At 39.7% G+C, this 21,570-nt stretch carries 23 protein-coding genes; 11 read left to right on the top strand and 12 right to left on the bottom strand.

The features are described 5' to 3' along the window. Positions 1 to 146: 146 nt before the first annotated feature. The 8 genes from BLS33_RS00570 (at position 147) to BLS33_RS00605 (ending at position 6,546) form a co-directional block, all read left to right on the top strand. Positions 147 to 1,268 (top strand): NAD(P)/FAD-dependent oxidoreductase, encoded by a 1,122-nt coding sequence (locus BLS33_RS00570; protein WP_089884240.1) that lies wholly within the window; start codon positions 147 to 149, stop codon positions 1,266 to 1,268. A gap of 3 nt (positions 1,269 to 1,271) precedes the next feature. Further along, positions 1,272 to 2,000 (top strand): methyltransferase domain-containing protein, encoded by a 729-nt coding sequence (locus BLS33_RS00575; RefSeq protein WP_089884243.1) that lies wholly within the window; start codon positions 1,272 to 1,274, stop codon positions 1,998 to 2,000. Continuing rightward, positions 1,993 to 3,048: a type III polyketide synthase gene (locus BLS33_RS00580; protein ID WP_089884245.1), complete on the top strand. Its 1,056-nt coding sequence runs from the start codon at positions 1,993 to 1,995 to the stop codon at positions 3,046 to 3,048. The genes BLS33_RS00575 and BLS33_RS00580 overlap by 8 nt, the downstream gene beginning before the upstream one ends. Positions 3,049 to 3,107: 59 nt before the next feature. Continuing rightward, positions 3,108 to 3,938, top strand: coding sequence for an SDR family oxidoreductase (locus BLS33_RS00585; protein WP_089884247.1), 831 nt, complete (start codon positions 3,108 to 3,110; stop codon positions 3,936 to 3,938). 65 nt (positions 3,939 to 4,003) lie between these two features. Beyond that, positions 4,004 to 4,474 carry a 3-hydroxyacyl-ACP dehydratase FabZ family protein gene (locus tag BLS33_RS00590; protein ID WP_089884250.1) on the top strand — a complete coding sequence of 157 codons (471 nt, stop codon included), beginning with the start codon at positions 4,004 to 4,006 and terminating at the stop codon, positions 4,472 to 4,474. 1 nt (position 4,475) lies between these two features. Then, positions 4,476 to 5,756 (top strand): beta-ketoacyl-[acyl-carrier-protein] synthase family protein, encoded by a 1,281-nt coding sequence (locus BLS33_RS00595; protein WP_089884251.1) that lies wholly within the window; start codon positions 4,476 to 4,478, stop codon positions 5,754 to 5,756. Positions 5,757 to 5,856: 100 nt separating this feature from the next. Then, positions 5,857 to 6,111, top strand: a complete 255-nt coding sequence (locus BLS33_RS00600) for an acyl carrier protein (RefSeq protein ID WP_089884253.1) — start codon at positions 5,857 to 5,859, stop codon at positions 6,109 to 6,111. Positions 6,112 to 6,114: 3 nt separating this feature from the next. Continuing rightward, positions 6,115 to 6,546 (top strand): hypothetical protein, encoded by a 432-nt coding sequence (locus tag BLS33_RS00605; RefSeq protein WP_089884254.1) that lies wholly within the window; start codon positions 6,115 to 6,117, stop codon positions 6,544 to 6,546. Positions 6,547 to 6,555: 9 nt separating this feature from the next. On the opposite strand, the gene BLS33_RS00610 is transcribed toward BLS33_RS00605, so the two are convergent. Both BLS33_RS00610 and BLS33_RS00615 read right to left on the bottom strand, forming a co-directional pair. Continuing rightward, positions 6,556 to 7,509, bottom strand: a complete 954-nt coding sequence (locus BLS33_RS00610) for a TerC family protein (RefSeq protein WP_089884256.1) — start codon at positions 7,507 to 7,509, stop codon at positions 6,556 to 6,558. A 158-nt stretch (positions 7,510 to 7,667) separates the two neighbouring features. Next, complete coding sequence (locus BLS33_RS00615; protein WP_089884259.1) at positions 7,668 to 8,201, bottom strand: YceI family protein; 534 nt, start codon at positions 8,199 to 8,201, stop codon at positions 7,668 to 7,670. Positions 8,202 to 8,335: 134 nt separating this feature from the next. Here BLS33_RS00615 and BLS33_RS00620 point away from each other — a divergent pair, with 134 nt between their 5' ends. Next, on the top strand, positions 8,336 to 8,686 hold the full coding sequence (locus BLS33_RS00620; protein ID WP_089884260.1) for a hypothetical protein: 351 nt from the start codon (positions 8,336 to 8,338) through the stop codon (positions 8,684 to 8,686). Between the two features lie 68 nt (positions 8,687 to 8,754). Here the strand turns inward: BLS33_RS00620 and BLS33_RS00625 are convergent, their stop codons facing one another. Further along, positions 8,755 to 9,057 (bottom strand): HPF/RaiA family ribosome-associated protein, encoded by a 303-nt coding sequence (locus tag BLS33_RS00625; RefSeq protein ID WP_089884261.1) that lies wholly within the window; start codon positions 9,055 to 9,057, stop codon positions 8,755 to 8,757. A 203-nt stretch (positions 9,058 to 9,260) separates the two neighbouring features. Between BLS33_RS00625 and BLS33_RS00630 the strand changes: the two genes are divergently transcribed. Together BLS33_RS00630 and BLS33_RS00635 are read left to right on the top strand one after the other, a co-directional pair. Continuing rightward, positions 9,261 to 9,635, top strand: a complete 375-nt coding sequence (locus tag BLS33_RS00630; protein WP_089884263.1) for a hypothetical protein — start codon at positions 9,261 to 9,263, stop codon at positions 9,633 to 9,635. Positions 9,636 to 9,969: 334 nt separating this feature from the next. Next, complete coding sequence (locus BLS33_RS00635; RefSeq protein ID WP_089884265.1) at positions 9,970 to 11,580, top strand: toll/interleukin-1 receptor domain-containing protein; 1,611 nt, start codon at positions 9,970 to 9,972, stop codon at positions 11,578 to 11,580. A 962-nt stretch (positions 11,581 to 12,542) separates the two neighbouring features. Here the strand turns inward: BLS33_RS00635 and BLS33_RS00645 are convergent. From BLS33_RS00645 to BLS33_RS00685, 9 genes are all read right to left on the bottom strand, one after another. Next, the gene (locus BLS33_RS00645) at positions 12,543 to 14,180 is read right to left on the bottom strand and encodes a KGGVGR-motif variant AAA ATPase (RefSeq protein ID WP_089884270.1); all 1,638 of its coding nucleotides are present in this window, start codon (positions 14,178 to 14,180) and stop codon (positions 12,543 to 12,545) included. Between the two features lie 5 nt (positions 14,181 to 14,185). After that, positions 14,186 to 14,716 (bottom strand): helix-turn-helix domain-containing protein, encoded by a 531-nt coding sequence (locus tag BLS33_RS00650; RefSeq protein ID WP_089884272.1) that lies wholly within the window; start codon positions 14,714 to 14,716, stop codon positions 14,186 to 14,188. Further along, on the bottom strand, positions 14,713 to 15,243 hold the full coding sequence (locus BLS33_RS00655; RefSeq protein ID WP_089884274.1) for a DUF6932 family protein: 531 nt from the start codon (positions 15,241 to 15,243) through the stop codon (positions 14,713 to 14,715). The genes BLS33_RS00650 and BLS33_RS00655 overlap by 4 nt, the downstream gene beginning before the upstream one ends. Before the next feature lie 606 nt (positions 15,244 to 15,849). Then, complete coding sequence (locus tag BLS33_RS00660; RefSeq protein WP_089884277.1) at positions 15,850 to 17,094, bottom strand: exonuclease/endonuclease/phosphatase family protein; 1,245 nt, start codon at positions 17,092 to 17,094, stop codon at positions 15,850 to 15,852. 10 nt (positions 17,095 to 17,104) lie between these two features. Next, on the bottom strand, positions 17,105 to 17,446 hold the full coding sequence (locus tag BLS33_RS00665) for a hypothetical protein (RefSeq protein WP_143017549.1): 342 nt from the start codon (positions 17,444 to 17,446) through the stop codon (positions 17,105 to 17,107). Between the two features lie 354 nt (positions 17,447 to 17,800). Next, a complete protein-coding gene (locus BLS33_RS00670) occupies positions 17,801 to 18,754 on the bottom strand; it encodes a CE1 family esterase (RefSeq protein ID WP_089884281.1) in 954 nt (317 codons plus the stop codon). Positions 18,755 to 19,132: 378 nt separating this feature from the next. Beyond that, entirely contained in the window at positions 19,133 to 19,912 is a 780-nt protein-coding gene (locus tag BLS33_RS00675; protein ID WP_089884283.1) for a hypothetical protein, read from the bottom strand. 105 nt (positions 19,913 to 20,017) lie between these two features. Further along, positions 20,018 to 20,926: a hypothetical protein gene (locus tag BLS33_RS00680; RefSeq protein ID WP_143017550.1), complete on the bottom strand. Its 909-nt coding sequence runs from the start codon at positions 20,924 to 20,926 to the stop codon at positions 20,018 to 20,020. A gap of 182 nt (positions 20,927 to 21,108) precedes the next feature. Next, complete coding sequence (locus BLS33_RS00685; RefSeq protein WP_089884286.1) at positions 21,109 to 21,561, bottom strand: hypothetical protein; 453 nt, start codon at positions 21,559 to 21,561, stop codon at positions 21,109 to 21,111. Positions 21,562 to 21,570: the final 9 nt, after the last annotated feature.

Genomic DNA, 21,570 nt, shown 5'->3' on the forward strand with positions numbered 1-21,570 from the left:
AATCCCGACACCTACAGTGTCGGGATTTTTTTATACTTGAAAGCCTTGTTTTGCTTTATTTTATTGCATCAAAAAATTGATTAAAAAGAAGCATAAAAAGTGGTTTATTAGTTTTTAGGCATTCTCGAAATGTCTACCTTTCCCTTGTGGAGCACTACGATGTAATTATTATCGGGGGTGGGCTGGCCGGACTCACAGCCGCTATTCAGTTGACCAAGCAAAATTGTGGGGTGCTCCTTTTAGAGAAAGAGCGCTATCCACACCATAAAGTGTGTGGGGAATATGTCTCCAACGAAGTACGACCCTACCTCAAAACGCTGGATATCGACCTCGAAGAAGTGGGGGCGGTGAATATAGAAACATTGCAATTAAGCACGGTATCCGGTGAATTGGTGCAGACCGTTCTGCCATTGGGTGGTTTTGGAATAAGTCGGTATGCCTTTGACCAGATGCTGTACAAAAAGGCCATATCATTGGGGGTATCTTTTATATTTGAGGAAGTTATTACTGTCAACTTCAAAAATGATGCGTTTACCATAATTACGGAAAGCGGTCAGCAAATGGCATCAAAAGTGGTACTCGGAGCTTATGGAAAGCGTAGTAGTTTGGATAAACAGCTAAATCGGGACTTTATTCAGAAAAAGTCGCATTGGTTGGGGGTTAAGGCACATTATAGATATGAAGATTTTCCTGATAATCTAGTGGCACTCCATAACTTCAAAGGAGGGTATGGCGGATTATCCAAAACCGAAACAGGGAATGTCAATTTTTGCTATTTGGCATCCTACTCCAGTTTTAAGAAAGAGAAAGATGTGGAACGTTTTAATGCAAATGTTGTTTCCCGAAATCCCTTCTTGGGTACATTTCTTAAGAGTGCAGTACCCGTTTTTGAGAAACCCCTGACCATAGCACAGGTTTCCTTTGAACCGAAAAGGGCTGTCGAAAACCATATGTTGATGTGTGGCGATACGGCCGGGTTGATACATCCATTATGTGGTAACGGCATGGCCATGGCCATTCATAGTGCCAAAATCGCTTCGGAATGCGTCCATGAATATTTGAACGGCAAAAATACGCGGGAACAGATGGAAAAGTCTTATGAATATCGTTGGAGAAATGCGTTCGCTCGTCGATTATGGGCGGGGCGGCAATTGCAGTCTCTACTATTGAATGAACGATTGACCAATTTGGGTGTTTTGTCGGTGGCGCGGTTTCCTATCCTTTTGAGAAAAATAATTAGAAGTACACATGGTCAACCAATTGATTAATATATGAATTTAGCACACCGAAATAGAACGCCGGAACTGATGGATGATCCCACTGTAGGCGAGTCGATGCTAGAACAGGTCTTGGAAGATATCAATCGGGCGAATCAGTTGTTAAACGGCAATAGACCTACGATAACGGCTGTGAATAGGCTCGTTCAAGATTATCCCGAAAAATCGTATACGATTTTAGATGTTGGTTGTGGAGACGGAACCATGCTTCGGGAAGTAGTTCGGTGGGCCCGAAAGAATAAGTATTCCGTAAACTGCATCGGAATTGACCTCAGCGAGAATGCCTTGCGGGTCGCTCGAAAAAAATCCATTGATTTTCCCGAAATACAATATGAGCGTCAAGATGTTCTTGATGATAACTTTGCCGCAAATTTTGAATGTGATATTCTATTGTGCACGCTGACCATGCACCATCTTTATAATGAACACATTCCTAAATTTTTAGAAAGATTTACAAAATTAGCGCGCACAGGCGTGATTATTAATGACTTGCAAAGAAGTCGTTTTGCGTATTATCTTTTTCAGTTCTTTAGTGCTATTTTTATAAAAACCAAGATTGCAAAACATGATGGTCTTTTGTCTATAAAAAGCGGTTTTACAAAAAAGGAATTGGCAGGCTTTGCAAAGAAAATAAAAAATACCCAACACCATATTCAATGGAAATGGGCCTTTAGGTATATATGGGTCATGCGCACCCATCGACTAACCAAAACATATGCATAACGTACGAATTACAACGGTGGCGAAGGCGCTCCCCAACTATAATAGAAAAACCGAAGACATTCTGCCCTTAGTCGAAGTATGGTTGGCGGGCCAAGAGCGGCGGTTTCAACGGAAAGTTATTAAGATTTTTGAAGGTGCCGCAGTTGATGTCCGGTATAGTATTATGAATCCCGAAGAGGTTTTTACGGCGACTTCGTTTGAAGAAAAAAACGCTATTTATAGTCGTGAATCCAAGAACCTAGGCACAAAAGTCTTGCAAAAAGCTTTAAAGCAGGCAAATTGGGAAGCTGCTTCACTAGACTATATTATTACGGTCAGTTGCACGGGGATCATGATACCTTCTTTAGATGCCTATTTGATCAATGCGCTAGAACTAAGGCAAGACATCATTCGTCTGCCAGTTACTGAAATGGGCTGTGCGGCGGGTATATCGGGTCTAATTTATGCCCGTAATTTTTTACAGGCTAACCCGGGCAAGCGAGCTGCCGTGGTCTCGGTCGAAAGTCCGACAGCGACTTTTCAATTGAATGATTATTCGATGGCCAATATGGTAAGCGCGGCCATTTTTGGTGATGGCGCAGCCTGTGTGCTGCTATCATCGGAAACAGTTGCCGTAGGCCCCAAGATAATAGGGAGTTCCATGTACCATTTTCCTGACGCCACGCACCTGATGGGTTTTGATTTGACCAATTCAGGATTAAAAATGATATTGGATCCTGCCGTTCCTGAAACCATCGCTAAGCACTTTCCGGAAATTGTTCATCCATTTTTAAAGCAACACGGTACTTCGATCGAAGCTGTCGACCATTTGATCTTTCACCCTGGTGGACGGAAAATTGTACAGACCGTGGAAGCCCTTTTTGGGGATTTGGGTAAAAATATCGATGATACCCGTGAAACGTTACGATTATATGGTAATATGAGTAGTGCCACGGTGCTTTATGTTTTAGAACGATTTTTTGAAAAGAACATAACGGAAGGGGAACAGGGGTTAATGCTCAGTTTCGGACCTGGCTTTTCGGCGCAACGCGTACTGTTGGAATGGTAAAAAGGTAATAGAATTTTTATCCTCATTATGAGGAAGCCAACGATATTTGAATAGTTACAATGGATTATAAAAAAGACGATTTTAATGCCGCACCATTAAATGATACGAAACAGCGTTCATGGGCTTTAATCCTTGGGGGAAGTAGCGGCTTGGGGATGGCTACGGCCAAGAAATTGGCACGTAAAGGATTTCATATTATTATCATCCATAGGGATAGGAAGCTTGATATACAGCGAATTAATGCTAATTTTGAAGAAATTACTTTAATGGGTGTAAAATTTGCCAACTTCAATGTCGATGGCACTAAAATTGAAAAGATTAAGGCCTCAATCGAGCAAATCAAAGAACTGGTGTTGCCCGAAGAGCGTATTAGTGTATTCGTACATAGTATTGCCAAGGGAAGCTTAAAGCCTATGTTCTCCGATAGCGGTCAGATGGAGTTGAACCGCCAAGATTTTGAAATTACCTTGGAAGCCATGGCGATAAGTTTATATGATTGGACGCAAGCACTAGTACATGCGGGACTCTTTGCCGATGATACCCGTATTATTGCTTTCACCAGCGAAGGAAATACCCGTGCCTGGAAGAATTATGCAGCGGTTTCTGCCGCGAAGGTGGCGCTTGAGGCCATTACGCGAAATATTGCTTTGGAGTATGCCCCACAGGGAATCAAGGCCAATTGTATTCAAGCGGGCGTAACCGATACCGTTTCCCTCAACCGAATTCCGGGCAGTGCTTTTCTAAAGGAAAATGCCTTGGAGCGGAATCCCAATGGGCGCTTAACAACCCCTGAAGACGTTGCCAATGTGGTCTATTTATTAACAACCAAGGAAGCGCAATGGATTACGGGAACCGTAGTCAAAGTTGATGGGGGCGAGAGTTTGCGATAAACAGTATATGATGGTCCATAAATTTCGGGTACTCGGGCCAAAGTCTAATAGCATGCAATTAGGTTATGAAGCATAAAGAAGTTATTTCTAAAAATAAGTATGACCACATTATACAAAAATTGCCGTATGAAAGACCTTTTCTATTTGTTGATGAGTTGCTTAATATTAATGAAAATAGGGTAGAAGGGTGTTTCACCTTTAGTGATACTTTAAGCTTTTATAAGGGTCATTTTAAGGGTAATCCGGTAACCCCGGGCGTAATTTTGACCGAATGTTGTGCCCAGATCGGCCTGGTTTGTCTCGGAATTTTTTTATTGGATCAAGAGATGCAATGGAAAGAATCGAGTCTGAAAATAGGGTTGAGCAGTTCTGAAATGGAATTTTTACTACCGGTCTTCCCCAACGAGAAGGTCAGGGTGTGCTCTGAAAAGGTTTATTTTAGGTTCAATAAGTTAAAGTGCAAGGTAAAAATGTATAACGAAGCGGATAAATTGGTATGCAAGGGATCAATCTCCGGAATGCTGACAAACACATAGTATGGGAAAACGTGTCGTTATAACCGGTCTTGGTGTCTGTGCACCCAATGGTGTAGGGATAGCTGATTTTACCCAAGCCCTTCAGAATGGGAAAAGCGGTATACGTTTTCAATCCAAACTAAAGGACCTTAATTTCAGCTGTCAGATAGCGGGCGAGCCTTTGGTGCGCGACAATCTGGTCAATCACTATTTCACGCCACTCCAACTTCGGGGATTAAATGCTAGCGGTATCGTTTTCGGTGTACTTGCCGGTACCGATGCCTGGAAGGATGCCGGACTTTCCATAGCCTCCAAAGAAACGCCCGATTGGAATGCAGGTGTTATTTTTGGCACAGGAATTTTAGGGGTTGATAAGTTACGGGAGTCCATACACCAAATTGATGAAGGTAAAGTGCGCCGTCTGGGCAGTACAAGCGTGCTACAGACCATGGCGAGTGGAATAAGTGCTTATTTGGGAGGAATTTTGGGGTGCGGTAATCAAGTTACCACCAATTCGTCGGCATGTACCACGGGTACAGAAGGCATTTTAATGGCCTATGAGCGCATTTCAGCAGGAAAAGCCGATTATATACTTACCGGAAGTTGTAGTGATAGTGGACCGTATATCTGGGGCGGATTTGATGCTATGCGTATCCTTCCCAGTAATTACAATTCAAATCCTGCCGAGGCAAGTAGGCCGATGAGTGCCACTGCCGTTGGGTTCGTACCGGGCAGTGGTGCAGGAGCCATGGTGCTGGAGTCCCTGGAGAGTGCCAAAAGACGTGGCGCCACAATCTATGCCGAAGTGCTTGGCGGCGCCCAAAACAGTGGGGGACAACGCGGCGAGGGCAGTATGACCGCCCCGAATAGTGAAGCGGTGCAACGCTGTATTGTAGCGGCAGTCAAAAATTCAGGTGTTGAAAGTGCTGCTATTGATACCATCAACGGGCATTTAACCGCTACCGCCAAAGATCCGGTCGAAATACAGAATTGGTGCGAAGCCTTGCAGCGTTCCGGTCATAACTTCCCTTATATAAATTCTTTTAAAGGGACTATCGGACATTGTCTGGCGGCCGCGGGAAGTATCGAATGCGTCGGCACCATATTGCAATTCAAGGAAAATAAGGTATTCGGCAATGTAAACTGCAACGACTTACACCCTGATATTGAGAATCTTGTTGCTTCTGCCAAAATTCCGCATCAGACTCTTGATTTTCAACCGAATATAACGGCGAAGGCAAGTTTTGGTTTCGGTGATGTCAATGCCTGCGTTATCTTTGGACGCTATAAGGAACCGGAGTAACCATTTTTTTTGGAGTTCCTTTTTTAGGCCTATGTTTATCATTTGTTTTTTTAACTTCACATTTCAAAATTTACAATACATCAAGACTTATTGCATACCCATGACAAAAGAAGAACGCTATCAAAAATTACGTGCTATTATACAAGTATATCTTCCCGAAGACGTCTCGGTCGATAACATAACTATGGAAAGCCACTTTATCAACGAACTCAATATCAACTCTGCCAATCTTGTAGATATAGTTTTGGATGTGGAAGATGCGTTTGATATCATGTTGGAAAATGACGATATGGACAGCATGCAAACCGTTACGGATGCACTTTCCATTATTGATGCCAAACTAGGAAATTCATAGTACATGAAAACGTTGTGGGCTTGGGCAAAACCCAAACTTTTTGTTGACAGACGCTTGATTATCACCTATGGTATCGTCTATTTTCTTTGGGGATGGGGCATGAATTGGTTCGGTACCGAAATGGAAATCGCCAAATTCACTTATTGGTGGCAAATAATTAGTTGCTACGTACTGTATATGGTCCCGGTTTCATTGCTACTCCGCGGTCTCCCATTTCATCGGCAGTATGCTTACGGACTGATTGCCATGGGTTTTTTGGAGTTTGGAGGGTATGCCTTGGAAACTTCCTATGCCTATCCGAATAACCTATTGGACCAACTTTTCGGAATCCGAAATTTTAGTTTGGGCATGGCCTTGTTTTTTGCACTTTATTTCCCATTGGGGAATTGGGTGGTACCGAAAATCTATTCCCTAATTTTTTCCAATAAGGCGTAGCCTAATCGTTTAACCTTCGGTGGGCGTCTCCTTTTCCTTGATAAGCAATGAAGCCAATATGCCGGACAGTAAGGCTACCGATATTACGGTGAGCGATACCCATTCGGGCAATTCGATTTGATGGGAGAACAACATTTTTAGTCCGACAAAGGCCAAGATTACTACAAGGCTGTAATTGATGTACCTGAATTTTTGCAACATCCTCGAAATCAGAAAATACATGGATCGCAACCCTAAAATTGCCAAAATATTGGAACTGAAAACGATAAAGGGGTCTGCGGTTATGGCCAAAATAGCGGGAATACTATCAAGCGCAAAAAGCACATCGGTCAACTCGATGACAATCAGTGCTACAAAAAGGGGAGTGGCCGCGTTGAGTCCCATCCGCTTGACAAAAAAATCATGACCGTGCAAAGAATGCGTAATCGGATAGACTTTTTTTAGTTGCCTAAAGACAAATGATGTCTTTGGATTGAATTCATGTTCGTCACCTTTCAGCATTTTAAAGGCGGTATACAGCAAGAAAACGCCGAAAACATAGATAATCCATTCGAATTTATTGATCAGCGCTACTCCGAATACAATCATGAGTCCACGGAAAATGATGGCCCCTAAAATACCCCAGAAAAGTACCCGATGCTGGTAAAGCGCAGGAATCTTAAAAGCAGAAAAAATTACGGCGATGACAAAGACATTGTCGATACTTAAGGAAAGTTCGATCAAATAGCCCGTAATATATTTTAAGACGGCATTATTGGGAGTGAGCCCCGTGGGGTTGTCAACAAGGCCCTCTGAAAAAAGCCAATAGATGACGCCGCTAAAGCTCATGGCAACGGTAACCCAAATAACCGTCCAAATGCCAGCCTCCTTACTTTTTATAACGTGATCGTTTTTATGGAAAACACCCAAATCCAAAGCCAAGAATACAACGATCAAAGCAATAAATAATACCCAAATCCACATAGCTATCAAAAATTTTAAGCCACGAAGGTAAGCATCATTTTTTGATGGAATGTACTGGTTTACCCAATTTTTGGACTGGTTTGATAAAAGAATTTATGGGCGTAATTCCAGCCCTGGTCACTGGTGACGATTTTAAGGATTTAGGTCATGTATTTTCGCTAGTTGGAGGCTTCCAGGGTGAACTGTAGCGTAACGATCACCTTATTATCGGTGCGTTCCTTTTTAATATCAATATTAAAGTCAGACGAAAATAGGGTAGTGGTACCTACCAATGTATTCCCCTCTTTTTTAAAGTCGATCGTTATCGATTTTGATATATCCTTGATGGTCAACATACCTTTTACAGTGAAGGCTTCCCCCGTACCCGAAACGGAAGTACTTTTGAATGTTATTTTCGGATAGTTGTCCGCATCAAAATACTTTTTTCCCTTTAATGACCAATCCCTTAAAAAATTTCCGGTCTTTAACGAAGAAACGGCGACCGAACCTTCTAAAGAAGCCCTTTCGATATGATCAAAATCTAGGGAAGTGTTGGCGCTGAATTCAGCAATACTGCCCTGTACATCTTTTGATACGAAGGAAAATGTAATCTCGGCCGATGAAATTACCACAGGTTTTTGCGCAAGTGTAATTATGGGCGTAAGACCTATGCACAAAAAGAGTAAACTAAACAGGGATGCCATTTTAAACATGATGCGATAATTTAATACAAAGTTTACAGCGACTTAATAGCCAATCGGTGTAGTCTTCGGATAAACAAAGGTAGGAACCGAGCCTAAAAAAGCAAAATTTGCTATATTTATCGGGAGCGCACAAATGAGAACGGATGAAAAAATGGAATTTTTTGGTATTTATACCACTACTATGGTGTTTTTTGATGACATCGAACCTAAAGGCGCAAGCGCAATCTGCTACGCCAAAAAAGGACGTTTCGGTTCAAAAACATACCCTTATGGAGCGCTTTGAACCTGATCTGATGGTTCCGTTAGAAGAGCGTATAGCCCTTAAGAAACAGCGTATTGCCGATGCGCAACGTACCCGGGCGTTATTGGATACACTTGATATTTCGGAACGAAAGCGACAAAAATTATTGAACGACCTTAAAGAAAGTCCGTTTTCAAATCGATTGTCCAAGACCATAGCCGATTCAAAGTTCGAGGATGCGGAGAACGATTAACGCTAGCTTCCACATCCTCGATTCAGGCATTTTTCCTACAAATTATTGCCGGACCATGACCCGCGAACTTAATGCGATTTCATTTTCGCCTTTCGTTTTTCCAATTGTCTTTCCAAATCACCCACAGACTCGGCGATTGAAGCCTCAAACGAGCCATGACTCGATTCGGCGAAAAGCCGGGGACCGGGAGCACTGAGTCTAATGTTACAGATTTTACCTTTTTCGGGTGATGATGTCTTTTCCGTCTTAAAAAAAACATCGGCCCGAACAATAAAATCATATTTGTCGAGCAATTTGTTAATCTTCTTAATGGCCAAAGCCTCAAGGCGTTGGCTTGCATTTACATCGTCGTATTCAAAGTTAACATCCATATATTAATTTTAAAATGAATTTATAAAGGAAGTAAAGTAAAACCAAATTAAAATCAACTTATTTTAACAAAATCTGAAATTTAGGATAAATAAAGGTTAAAGTCTGATTTTATGTGTGTTAGATCTTGGATTATTGCGTTTTTTTGTGTAAATTATAATAATTTTCTTACAATTTAGATTAGCTACACTTAAATCTATTTATAATGGAAACAACTCAACAACTTACCCAAGAACGCAGAAGAGCTGTTTACGATCGGTCGCCCGATACCTCTCGATTTGAAGATCAAAGTGCCTTGGTACTTCGATTGGAACGCAACGAGAAATACGTAAGACAGCTACGTGACAAGTTAAATTCGTATGTGTGTGAACCGAACACCTATAGTTTGTTCGAACGCCTACAAACGCTTAAAAATGGCCTTGATTCGTTTAGTAGGAATAATCACGAGATTATTGCTGCGATTCGGGATCATCGAAAAACCGTGGAAGATTATGTTGATAAGGTCAAGCAACAGTTTTCCGAATTCAACGAATTGCGAAAAGATGTCGACGAATATGTCGATGTCGCCCGTAATTATTAGCCAAGCTATGTGTAGCACTGGTCATGCGCAGATAGGTTGGTGATCGTTTTCAAACAAATAGGGTGGAAGCGGTGCTCTAAGAAAAGCACTTACTTTTGGCCATATTTCGTGAATTAGCCTTCTGGTTTTTATACGACGTATGGCCAAAAGTATTTTTATAGGTTTCCTCAAGTCCGATTTTTAGAGATGTTTTTTATACTTCTTCCAACAAGGAATCCCTGCTGCTTTCTTTCCCTTTCAGAATTTTATTGTAACTTTTTTGCTGCAAACAATTACGTTTGCCGTATCAAAACTTCCCCCTTGATATTTCACTCCATTAAATCTAGCATGCTGCATGGGTAAAAAGAGCATAGTTATCAGTTATTCCCGTAGTGACCTGGCCTTTGTTTCGCAGCTGGCCGATGCCCTTAGAAGGGAAGGGCATATCGTGTGGTTCAATAGTCCTCTTCAATCCGGCACAGAAGGAGAAAATACCAAAGCGCGGCAAATAGGTAAAGGCGACATATTGATTGTAGTGCTTTCCGATACTTCCGTTGGTTCATCTGAAGTAATGGAAGAAGTCGCTTTGGCGATAAGGCTAGAAAAAATGATACTTCCGATACGCATAGCGAATTGTGAGCTGCCCGAACAACTTGCACACCTTCAAGTTTGGGATTTTAGGAATAGTGCCCATTGGAGCTTGGACATCGAACAATTACTATCGAGTTTTAATCTAAAGCGTAATGTTGACCATGATAGGCCAGTTTCGGTGACCGCTCCACGACCTAAGGCTACAAAGAAAAGTAAATTGCCAAAGGCAAAACGCTCGGTAACCGATGTAATTGGCGGCTTGTTCGGTAAGTTTCGGGGAATTATAGGAAAGGGTACGGTCGGTGAGGCCAGTAGTTCAGAAACGGTGTTCGAAGAGGGAAAAGTACAGCCCGGGTTGGGCGAACGTGCCGGAGTGGAATTTGAGGGTCTCGAGGAAACGGGAGTATCGGGTGGCATTGTGGGCGGACAGGATAATGCTACAAGCTCGAAAATGCCGAACAAGGGGGTATTGGCGCATAGTATTCCTACGAAAATGCAATTGCAGAATACCCATCGCTGTATTATTCGGATCGGTTTTGATGAAGTTACCATTATCAAAGATTTTCCCGAACGAAATCGGGAGGTAGTGGTCAAAAAAGATATTCGGGTGTCGGATGTTATGGAGGTGGAGTTTTTGCCCAATCCGCATTTTGAGATTACCGCCTTGAACAATATCAAACAGCCTGTCGACGCGTATGAATATACGGAGTGGAATTTTGACGTTATGCCGAAAACGATGGGGGAATTTCCGTTGACCTTTAAAATATCGATTTTTCTTCCGAACGGCTCCAAGGAGATGATTTTACGGGAAACGGTGTCGGTAATTACCCAAGCGGTGCCGTCGGGAGAGGTCTTTATTCCGTCGGAATTGATGACTTTGGGCGAATACTATAAGACGCTAAATAAAAAGCTCAAAATCGTTACCTTATTTTTGGCATCTTCTTCGGAACTGGCCGATGATCGAAGGGCCTTTGAGATATTGATAGGGCGAAAGAACAAGAATTTGATCAAGGAAAACTACTATTTGGAGCTGATCATTTGGGAAGATTTTATGGATGCCATGTCCGCCAGCCGATTACAGGACGAATACAACAAGGCGATAGCCGGATGCGATGTTTTTATCAGCCTATTCTATACCAAGGCGGGGAAATATACCGAAGAGGAATTTTTAAAGGCCCTCGATGCCTTTAAAATGAACAAACGGCCATTGATCTATACCTATTTTAAGGACACGGACGTAAAAGAGGCGAGCCTAATCGATTTTCAACAACGGCTTAGTGACTTGGGACATTTTTATACCCGGTTTAAAGACGCCGATGATTTGAATTATAAGTTCGGGGAGCAGATAGAGAAATTTCTATCGTTGATCAAATAAACTTTCGTAAAAAGAAGAATTAGCGAAGACTGATTCAGCAGGTAGGAGTGCCCTCTCAAATATTCTATTTTACATAATATAAATTATAGTACAAATATGTCTATAGCGTAAAACGGCGTATGCTTGCATTTTACATAATTGCAGATATAGCAACACGCCAGTGTTCTATATCGTCAGCCATTATGTAAAAGCCATTTCACTGGAATGCATCTTACTATTCTTACTAATTTTCAACCAGCATTAGGCAGCCGCATCGTCTCGCCGCCAAATAAAATCAGCCACTGGCTAATCTTATTTGTCACGGGTTATGTAAAATAGCCGCTACCAAGCGCTCGATTGTTTATTAAAATCAAATTGCTTTCCCAGCCGCATCGTCTCGCATGAAAAACCAAAAGTCTAGTAGACTTTCGCTTTTTACATCGTATTTTAAACACAATTTGCCAGCGCTTGCCAACGCCATATAAAAGCTAGCCTTAGATTCATTTAAAATTTGAGTATTCGAAGAAATGTGTGCAAAATTTTTTTCTACGACATTCTCGTCAGCTTGCCGCAACAGCTAAAATTTTCTCTGCGAGCAAAATTCTTAGCCCTTGCTAACCTCTCGACTTGATTGAAGTTTTTCTTTAGGTGTTTCTAACATTATGTAAAATAGGATTTCAACACCGCGACCAGTAACCGTTTATTTCTATCTTTTTTTCTTGATAAAAAAAGAAACAAAAAGATACTCATTGATATCTATTGTCTTTTAAAGGTATTCGTTAATCTACGATTTCAAGGCTAACAGTTAATTTTAGAAACAATGTACGGGTCGGTCGCTAAATTTTAGGATTTATTGTAACCCTTAAGACTGCTTAAGGTCATACAACCAATATTGCCAGTCAATAAGTATTGTAAACAGCCCCCTAAAATTCTTAACGCGCCCCTCCCCTATTGTTTTGCCAAAATTTTCTTAGGCCTTTAATCTACTCTGGCAATTTCACTTTTATCCTGTATTTTTCCAAAAGATTAGTAAACTTTTCATCTTCAAATAGAGGTCTGTATATATTGGTAGAGTGTGATAACACTTCTTGAAAATATTTACTATCCATGCCAAAAACTAATGCAAGCTGAAAATTTTTGTAAAACTCTTTATAATCACCTTTAGCTAAGTATAATTCAGCCAAAGTACCAGTTGAGTCTATACTATTAGGTTTAATTTCTAATGCTTTATAAATACTTTTGAAAGCCTTTTCATAATCACCTAAACCTTTATAAACATTAGCTTGTAAATTATATATATTATGGTCTTCTGGAGCTAACTCTAATAACTCATTGCTATATTTCAATGCCTTTTCAAATTGTCCTTGGGATATTTTAATTACAGTTAAAACATGTAGTGCTTCGAAATTATTCGAATGTTTTGCTAAAAGCTTTAAGAGTTTTTTTTCTGCGAGATTGTATTTTTTTAGACTTAGGTAGCAATGAGCTTCAATAACCTTATAATTAGGTTCATCTTCATTTAAATTAATAGCTTTTTCTATATACTCTAATGCTTCATGGTATGATTCTAACTCACCGTATGTTATTGATATCATACTATGAATTTCATCTGAGTCAGTATTTAGCTCTAAAGCTTCCTTGAGTTTTTTCAATCTAAGAGCATTGTCACGACTATTTAAAGCTTCTTCAATTAGATACTCGGATTCTCTGAGTTTATTAAACTTATCAATTTGCTTTTGGTCTAAATCACCTGTAGTTAGTTCCTTGAAAAGGGTAAGATAATCTTCTTCAATTGGAACTACATTCTTGGTGTTTTTACTTAAATAATTGATTTTGAACTCCTCTTCTACTTCTAAAGCAGGGTCTGAGTGGATTACAAAAAGTTTATCTATTAGTTTTTCATCTTTATTTATAGTATGAAGGGCCTTTTTTACCATTCTTGTTTCTTTGTATTTCTCTTCAGGATTAGGATAGTATGGTATTCGAGTTAAAACACAATATGTTTTAGGTAATTTTCCAGTTAAATTGTTTGAGTCATTTTTCAAACCCTTAATTATTCTTCTACTCCCAATTAAGTTTTCTTTGTTATTTGCCGCTAGAATAACTACGGAATCGGATAGTAAAGTCATTGCCATCCCGGAAATATCGGTTATCCCTGTTCTAGAATCTATAAGTAGGAAGTCTGGATTTATTTCATTTTTTATTTTCTCTTTTAGGTTCAATAGTAACTCAACTCCTAAATTATTTTTGGAATAAAAAAGCTCTTTCCAACTAATCGAAGATAGTTTTTTCCAATATGCATTGGTATTCAAATTTCCTGCTGGAAAAAAATAAATTGCACCACTCAAAGTACTATCATAGTGAATTTTCAAAAGATAAGAATCAAACGTATCTGGCAAAAAACCATCATTTTGAAAATCAGAAATATATTCAACTACACCTTTTTTTAATTCGGATGATTCAATATAATCACTAAACTTCAAATGTAATCCTGGAGCTTCTAAATCAAAATCTACTAAACATACTTTTTTTCCCAAATCAGCCAATCGCATGGCAATATTGGATAGAGTAAGAGACCTTCCAACGCCACCCTTGTAAGAATAAAAAGTTATAGTTTTCATATTATTTAACAAATTTCAAATGGGACATGCTTATCTCTAATAATTCTTCCTATTCCTTCCGTATCAACGTTTGGTGGTAGTGAAAATTTAAAACTGGACCTTTCAATTTTTCTGTTTGAAAGACTAAGAACAGTTTCACCTCCAATTTCTAATATTTTTATTATCTCTAGTAATCGATTTAAACTAGTTTTAGTGTAATTCTCGGATTCGTATTTTTGGATTTGCTGTGCTTTAATTCCAAGTAAATCTGCAAGTTTTTCGTGATTATATCCTCTGGCTATTCTTGCATTGATTAACCCTGTGCTAATGTCATTAATATCAATAACGATTTTTTTTACTTCACCAGATTTTAATTTTTCATATTCCAGGACTTCTTCTTCCAATTCTTGAATTTGACTTTCAATAGAATCATACTGAGCCTTAATTAATAAAGGATGAATATCAGTAACATTACTTTTTTTTAATAATACTAATGCATCTTTGAACTTTTTTAGTTCATTTTTGGTAATGCGATATTGTTTTTCGTTTTTTATCATAATTCTTGAAGTTTGATTCCAACTATCCCTTTTTTCTCATCATCTTTAGTCTTTTGGAAAAAATCTAAGTATCTAGTATTAGGGGGCATTGCAATTTCACTACTTGGAAAAAATTCACAACCATATTTCATTTTCTGTAAGGCTCTTCTATTGCTAAAAATTAGAAGTATTGGGTCTAATTTGGTCGGGTCTACATTTGAGATATCCCAACAGGCGTCTATATCGCTTGGTTCATTTTTTGAAGTAACAAAACTTCCATCAATATACATTTTTTCACAGCCAGCAATTTTAAAGCTTTTTAAAGCCAGTTCTAATCCAGCTATTAGTGTTCTTCTCTTTGTTGAAAAACTTAGCTTTTCCTTAATGTCATCTAAAGTTGCCCAATGAATTCCTTGGGGTAATAATCCATTAGAAGTGAATTCAGGTATCAAACGTCGAATTAGTTGTGTTATTATATACACAAATATATAATTGTGTTTTAAATACACAAGGTTTTTAGCAAATAATTGGCATTTTTCCCATTCCATACACATTACCACTTCTCTCCTATCGTCGCTTGGGTAAAGAGTATTCCATTACATTTTAAAGAATTTGTTGAAAGAAAAAAATCATAGAAGTTTAGTAGAAACTTTCGCTTTTAACCAAAGCTCAAGTTACATAACGCAGAACATTATGGTTCAAATATGTTTATATTGTAAAACGGCGTATACTACCGTATTTGATATAATATCAGATATAACTTCGCGTCAGCGAATCATATCGTCAGCCATTTTGTAAAAGCCGTTTTACTGGAATGCATCTTACTATTCTTAAGAATTTTATCCAAGCTAATTTGCGACCCGCATTAGGCAGCCGCATCGTCTCGCCCCCAAATAAAATCAGCCACTGGCTAATCTTATTTGTCACGGGTTATGTAAAATAGCCGCTACCCAGCGCTCGATTGTTTTATAAAATCAAATTGCTTTCCCAGCCGCATCGTCTCGCATGAAAAACCAAAAGTCTAGTAGACTTTCGCTTTTTACATCGTATTTTAAACACAATTTGCCAGCGCCTGCCAAGGCCATTTATAAGATAGCCTTTTAGATTCTTTTTAAATATGCGATTTATTAGCTATAATGATTGCCTTCCCTTTATTATTTGGGGGTTAGCATAATCGTTGTTGAAATGCCCAAATGGTCCGACATAAATCGTATATCATCTAAATCAGCTGCACCATCTGGGCGCACTGTAAATGGGCGACGGGGCCTTGTGAAATCTATCGTAAATGAGGTGTTTGCGGTAGCCCCTGTTACGAATAAATGATCTATGGCTGTAGGTCTGTCCGATGTGCGGGTATTGGGCACTACCGTATCATCGCAATAGAATGGGAATTCCGAATCACGAATCGGAACATTGGAAGCTATGGGTGAGGTCGGTAAATTTGAGGTATATCCTGCGCTTCCGTTTCGTGTAGCCCATAAATCTTTAAATCCAAGTACTGAAAGCAGATCTCGCAATAAATGAAAAGCGGTTTTCGCGCTTCTTAAATTATTCGTGACCGTACCATCTGACAGTACTTCATGGTTTACAGCGCGTTGTAGGTGCGTCGGAAGTGCACGCACTTCAGACCACCGAAGCACATCAGCTGTACGTAATGAACCTCCCCGTTGGTAACGGTCCAAATTAAAATCGCCACATAAAATATTGTTGTTCAATCCGGGGCGGCCTGGTCGTGAAGTATCACCTACCTGTTTATCCATCGTTTCCCAAATAAACTTCACTAATTCAAACACCTGTTTGTTCTTTGCATCACCTGACGCATTCATATGCGTACTGTAGATGTTCAGACTACTGGAGGTTCTAAAGGTTTCGTGGGCAAAGGGCGTCAATACGGTAAGCAAACATCCTTTTTTGGCGTTTTTATCGGCTCCGGATTCATTTTTATAGGCATAGAAATTTTTACGATGGATTTCATGAGTCCGTGATATGGTCATTAACCCGGAAGAACCTAACATAGCCCGTAAATTTATCCATGCAGCGCCTCCTGATTCATGTTCAACATGGGCTGAAGCGGGCCATTGTTCAAGAAGATCAATTCGTTCTTCCCTAAGCCAGACTTCGGAGAGACAGCAAATATCAAAATTATCGGCTGTATACTTTCCTATTTCAGCGTCACGGTATTCAACAGCTGGTTTTCTACCTGCTCCAGGAATGTCCATTAAATACGTATTGAATGTAAAAAATCGTTGGGTAATACCATTAGGGTGATTATGTCGTCGCCATACTTCTTTATATCCGTCACCTTCTTCCAATAGATGCATGCCCAGTAATTTCCGTAGACTTCTGGCCGGATCAACGGGATCCATAAATTCTGCTATTGCTTTAAAACTATTTCTCATGACGTTTGTTTTAAGATCTTGATAAGGTTTCGACTCTTTCTTGTAAACTATCGATTTGCTGTTTCAATTCCCCAATGGTGGCGATTAACGAGGAATGCCCGAAATAGCGCCGTATTGTTGGCATCTCAATAGCATCTACCTTAATTGTGCCTTTAATTGTAACACCACCTGGATAGTCCCCATTATAATTTATGGTCAATCCGTCTTGGTGGTCATGAACAAGAGCGCGTCGGTGACCAGACCCTGTTCGTCTACCGGCATTGTCCAGTTTGATATCGTGCGTTTGTAAAAACAGTTCTTTACCTTCAACTTGGACTACACCTCTCTCAAATAACTTAATATCACTTTCCATAATTTTTGATTTTAATGAAACATTCATTTTTAGTTTCACTTTTTAATGAAAGAAAAAGTAGAAGGTTAACATTTCAGTTATAGGTTTTTATTATAGTGCCCAGGGGATGTCAACCGCCGATAAAATGTAATTTGTAGTAAAATAACATTTCATAGTAGCCATTTCGCTTTTATCGTAGCTTGGGCAAGGCTTATTTCATTACCTTTTCAAAGCAGGTTATAGAAGACGACCTAATTTTTGGGCTTTCTGATCTTGAAAAATTTGTGCGAGATGGAGTGTTGAAAAAAGAAAGTGAAGTGACAAATACTTTTGCCTTGAATCGTCTTTTTATATAAAACCTTATGGCATTAAAATTCAAAGCGAATCAAAAAATCCCCAATATTCATCAACGAGATGATGAAGATTTGGGTTTCTGTTTGAATTTAGCGCACTTGGATACACATGTTCTGTATCTGACCAAAAAACCAGTTTATAAAAATGTGTTTGTGTTGGGTCAATGGGTTGATTCCATACCATAATTATACGGTCCGCATTTTCACTAAGTACCGTGTAATTGTCTTGAATTTGCAAGGCATCCAATTCTGTATCATGTATATCTTGCATAAAGGCGGTAATCTCGGCAGCATTCAGATTTAGGGGAAGATTATTGTTATTATCCACTACAAAAGATTCTGAATCACCCGCAGAAAAATACACGGGCCTATACGCTATCGGGGTTACGCCGGGGTACTCTAAGATACCTGAACTTGGGGCAAAGGCTTGAAAAATATCGGCTGCTTCCATGGCCAAGCGCCACACAAAACCGCCTCCGTTCGAAAAACCGCTGGCATAAAACTTGTTTTGATCTGTGGAGTAGCCCAGCTTAACAAATGCCACCATTGACCTTACAAAAGCAACATCATCTGCTACGGTTTGTGTTGCCGGGTTAAGGTCTGACGGATTAGCAGGGTCGCTTAGCTCTCCGTCATCCCATTTGGTCATTGAAATTTGGTTTGGGCCAAAGGTATAGGACAACCCCTGGGGATACACCGTTATAATTTGCTCGGTTTCCCCTTTTTCTTTCCAACCCCAAAGATTCCAAGCTCTTTCATTAGATTGACTTAAGCCATGAAATGCAACGACCACAGGATAGTCAATTGCGCAATCATAATCTGAGGGCAAATCAACGATAAACTCTCGATCTACACCATTTATGGGCAAGGTATGATAGAATTTATCTACACCGCCCACAATCTTCTGGCAACCGCATGAAACAAGTACAACTAGTACAAGAATTACAACAAAACTTCTTATAATTATTCTTTTCATTTTTACTGGCTTAGGTAGATTATGTATGGGCTGTTTCCCATTCTGGAAGTAATTTAGAAACAAATAAACCAAAATATCGATCTGCCGATTACAAAAGTGTGTAATCTGCCAGCTTTAGTGTATACCTTAAGGAATTTCCACCATTTGTTGCATGCTTCAATTTTATTCACATATAAACATCTCCCGCGTTGGTGTCATTGCCTTTTAAGAAGAAAGTTTATAGCCGCAGGAAATGTGATTGCCCCGTGGGTGATTGTTTTTCTGGTGCGTTGGAGATGAGGAAATAGAAAGGGTAATACCAAATACTTTGCCTTACTTAGGCAGAGCTATATGTACAAGAAATAATAGTACATTCTGAAGTTGACGGAGTGCTATATATTACAATACCGTGCCATTGTTCAGCCAACGTTGCAAAAGGGTCTCGTTATGGGAAATAGCGACCAAATGAAATTTAGTAAATCGCTTAAAAACGCGTGATTCCTTGAGTGTTTCCATACAAACCGATACTGGGGAAAGATAGTTGGAATGGATTAGAAAGAGTTCACCTTCACGTTTTAAGAGATAGCCCACATGGCCTTCGTCAAAACCGATAAAGTAGAGTCCTTCTTTGGTTAAGCGATCAATTTCTGCAAAGGCTTTTTCGGAAGTATTCTGTACCACCTTATTAATTGCCGAGCCACAACTGATCATTTTAGCTTCATCGATAGGTGATTTTTGAGCCAATTTATACCGATTGAGTTTTATACCCATATCGCGCAAGGTGGTCGATATAAAATAACCACATGCGATTTTACCTTGGTTAGGCACCGCTGTATGGCCCCCGAAACTCCAAGGCGTGCCATACCAGTGCGGTATGATATTGTCGACTAATTGATTGGTAAACGCTTTTTTAATGTTGTCAAAAGAGATGGTACCCGATCGAAGGCCTTCTTTTAAGCGCAAACGAAGTTTATCGGCAGCTACTTTAGAGCTGGCATACGAAGCCACAATACTATCGGGATCGGTTTTAAATCGAATGGTTGCCCCTTCCTTAAAACTCATGGTATTCGCTATGGGCAAGGGCTTTTCTGCAACAAAGCTCTGGGCTGCCACCTTGTTTATTTTAGGTGGTATTTCGTTGGTAAAGCCTAAAGCTAGTAGTAGCGAAAAAAAAAGCATGGTTTTTCTGTGGATTTAAGAGTAAGCCTCCTATCGTGTAACGTATTAGTTAAGAGTAAATTACATTTAAAATGTTAATTTTTTATCTTACTCTAAATCCATCCGCTAAATACTAAGGTTCACCGCCCACCACACTTCGTAATCACTAGGTCTTAAAGGCCTGTAACTTTGAAACCCTTGATCGGCTATTTTAAGCCCAACAATTTCATTATTTTCATCGCGCAGATAGCTTATAAAAATGAACGAATGTCCGTAAGGATCTAGTTTTTTCACATCTACGCCTTGCACTACCTTTTCATAATCTTCCTTATACCGCCAAACCTGCATGAGTGCCCCCGGTTTTAATTGGCCACTCCAAATGCCTGACGTATCTACCAAAGTACCCATACCCGCATACGTAATCGCACCTGCATTGCCCTTGCCCCTATATTCTTCGGGTAGGCTTCGCCATTCCATTTTTACGTCTGAAGCGGAAGCGTAGAGCGAATTAAACACCTGTTTAGGGGTGTAGAATTTTGAGGCCATACTAACCGGTAGATCTTGATAGGGCAAATGTCCGTAAACCTCTTTATACGCCTGTTCAAAACGACCTTTACTCACGGTAAGGCAATGACCCCCAGGCTCCTTTATTTCACTGTTCAGATAATTCTCTACTATCTTTTCCGCAACCGGGCTTGCACTATCTAAATTAGCCTGTGATTCAATCTCGTTTTCTTCGGCAGTTGTACCGCTTTGTGCCAATGAATCTTCAGCTTCGGTTGGGATTGGTATTAATTCGGCGGTGTTTTGGGTAATGGAGTCATGATTATGAACGCTATAACCATGTGCGGTAGTTGTTGTGTTGCCATTACTGCCATTATCTTGAACAGTATTTTGATTGGGACCATAGAGGACAATTTCCTGTTTACTTTTTTTGGTCGAGCTACACCCCAATAGTATAATACCTATTAGACTTATAAATGTGACGTACGTAATTAACTTCTTTGACAACTTTTTTAGGGGGATTCTCCTCATTTTCAAACTTGTATGCGCCTTTCTTAAAATCGGCTTAGCCTACTAATTACCATTGTTCGGCATAATTCAGCGTACACGAACATAGCTGCAAAGGTAACACAATTACCGATTTATTTTTTCGTCGGATGGTTCCGAAAAATTTGGAATAGCAGCAAAACAAGATGTTAAAATACGGTAGGGGGTCACAGCACCTTGTTAGCTGTTTGGGCCTGAGCATCCATACGACGACCTATATATGCTCCAATAAACAGTCCAATACATATGCCAAAGGAAATCCCTAAAGACTTTTCAAAACGCTCACCTATTAGAACTCCCATAACAACTCCAAATAGCACTCCTAAACTTACACTCAGGTTAGTATAGTATCCTTTGGGAGTCAAGGAAAAGGTATCCTTTAAATATTTCTCAAATTTACTTAGTGCCTTCTTAAAGTACTTTTTTCTATTTTCGGGACTAGCCTTTAAACTCAAGTTTTCAAGTGCGGTTTCGATGGATTGAATTTCTTCTTTAGAGAACTCCCTATTCTTCAATTCATTTAAAATATGAAGGAATTTTTCATAAACCTTCAGTTCCTCTTTTTTAGTTGTTTCAGTTTTTAAACTTTCAAAAAAGTTATATGCTTCTTGTAATGTCATAATAATTGG

This window comes from Kriegella aquimaris (assembly GCF_900103215.1).
Taxonomy (GTDB): Bacteria; Bacteroidota; Bacteroidia; order Flavobacteriales; family Flavobacteriaceae; genus Kriegella; species Kriegella aquimaris.

Bases quoted from the DNA above. Each gene is read 5' to 3' on its own strand.
- BLS33_RS00620 (WP_089884260.1), top strand. From the start codon at position 8,336: ATGAAAAAATGGAATTTTTTGGTATTTATACCACTACTATGGTGTTTT.
- BLS33_RS00670 (WP_089884281.1), bottom strand. From the start codon at position 18,754: ATGAAAAGAATAATTATAAGAAGTTTTGTTGTAATTCTTGTACTAGTT.
- BLS33_RS00635 (WP_089884265.1), top strand. From the start codon at position 9,970: ATGGGTAAAAAGAGCATAGTTATCAGTTATTCCCGTAGTGACCTGGCC.
- BLS33_RS00680 (WP_143017550.1), bottom strand. From the start codon at position 20,926: ATGAGGAGAATCCCCCTAAAAAAGTTGTCAAAGAAGTTAATTACGTAC.
- BLS33_RS00645 (WP_089884270.1), bottom strand. From the start codon at position 14,180: ATGAAAACTATAACTTTTTATTCTTACAAGGGTGGCGTTGGAAGGTCT.
- BLS33_RS00585 (WP_089884247.1), top strand. From the start codon at position 3,108: ATGGATTATAAAAAAGACGATTTTAATGCCGCACCATTAAATGATACG.
- BLS33_RS00675 (WP_089884283.1), bottom strand. From the start codon at position 19,912: ATGCTTTTTTTTTCGCTACTACTAGCTTTAGGCTTTACCAACGAAATA.
- BLS33_RS00665 (WP_143017549.1), bottom strand. From the start codon at position 17,446: ATGGAAAGTGATATTAAGTTATTTGAGAGAGGTGTAGTCCAAGTTGAA.
- BLS33_RS00600 (WP_089884253.1), top strand. From the start codon at position 5,857: ATGACAAAAGAAGAACGCTATCAAAAATTACGTGCTATTATACAAGTA.
- BLS33_RS00650 (WP_089884272.1), bottom strand. From the start codon at position 14,716: ATGATAAAAAACGAAAAACAATATCGCATTACCAAAAATGAACTAAAA.
- BLS33_RS00630 (WP_089884263.1), top strand. From the start codon at position 9,261: ATGGAAACAACTCAACAACTTACCCAAGAACGCAGAAGAGCTGTTTAC.
- BLS33_RS00605 (WP_089884254.1), top strand. From the start codon at position 6,115: ATGAAAACGTTGTGGGCTTGGGCAAAACCCAAACTTTTTGTTGACAGA.
- BLS33_RS00595 (WP_089884251.1), top strand. From the start codon at position 4,476: ATGGGAAAACGTGTCGTTATAACCGGTCTTGGTGTCTGTGCACCCAAT.
- BLS33_RS00575 (WP_089884243.1), top strand. From the start codon at position 1,272: ATGAATTTAGCACACCGAAATAGAACGCCGGAACTGATGGATGATCCC.
- BLS33_RS00610 (WP_089884256.1), bottom strand. From the start codon at position 7,509: ATGTGGATTTGGGTATTATTTATTGCTTTGATCGTTGTATTCTTGGCT.
- BLS33_RS00625 (WP_089884261.1), bottom strand. From the start codon at position 9,057: ATGGATGTTAACTTTGAATACGACGATGTAAATGCAAGCCAACGCCTT.
- BLS33_RS00660 (WP_089884277.1), bottom strand. From the start codon at position 17,094: ATGAGAAATAGTTTTAAAGCAATAGCAGAATTTATGGATCCCGTTGAT.
- BLS33_RS00655 (WP_089884274.1), bottom strand. From the start codon at position 15,243: ATGGAATGGGAAAAATGCCAATTATTTGCTAAAAACCTTGTGTATTTA.
- BLS33_RS00580 (WP_089884245.1), top strand. From the start codon at position 1,993: ATGCATAACGTACGAATTACAACGGTGGCGAAGGCGCTCCCCAACTAT.
- BLS33_RS00685 (WP_089884286.1), bottom strand. From the start codon at position 21,561: ATGACATTACAAGAAGCATATAACTTTTTTGAAAGTTTAAAAACTGAA.
- BLS33_RS00590 (WP_089884250.1), top strand. From the start codon at position 4,004: ATGAAGCATAAAGAAGTTATTTCTAAAAATAAGTATGACCACATTATA.
- BLS33_RS00615 (WP_089884259.1), bottom strand. From the start codon at position 8,201: ATGTTTAAAATGGCATCCCTGTTTAGTTTACTCTTTTTGTGCATAGGT.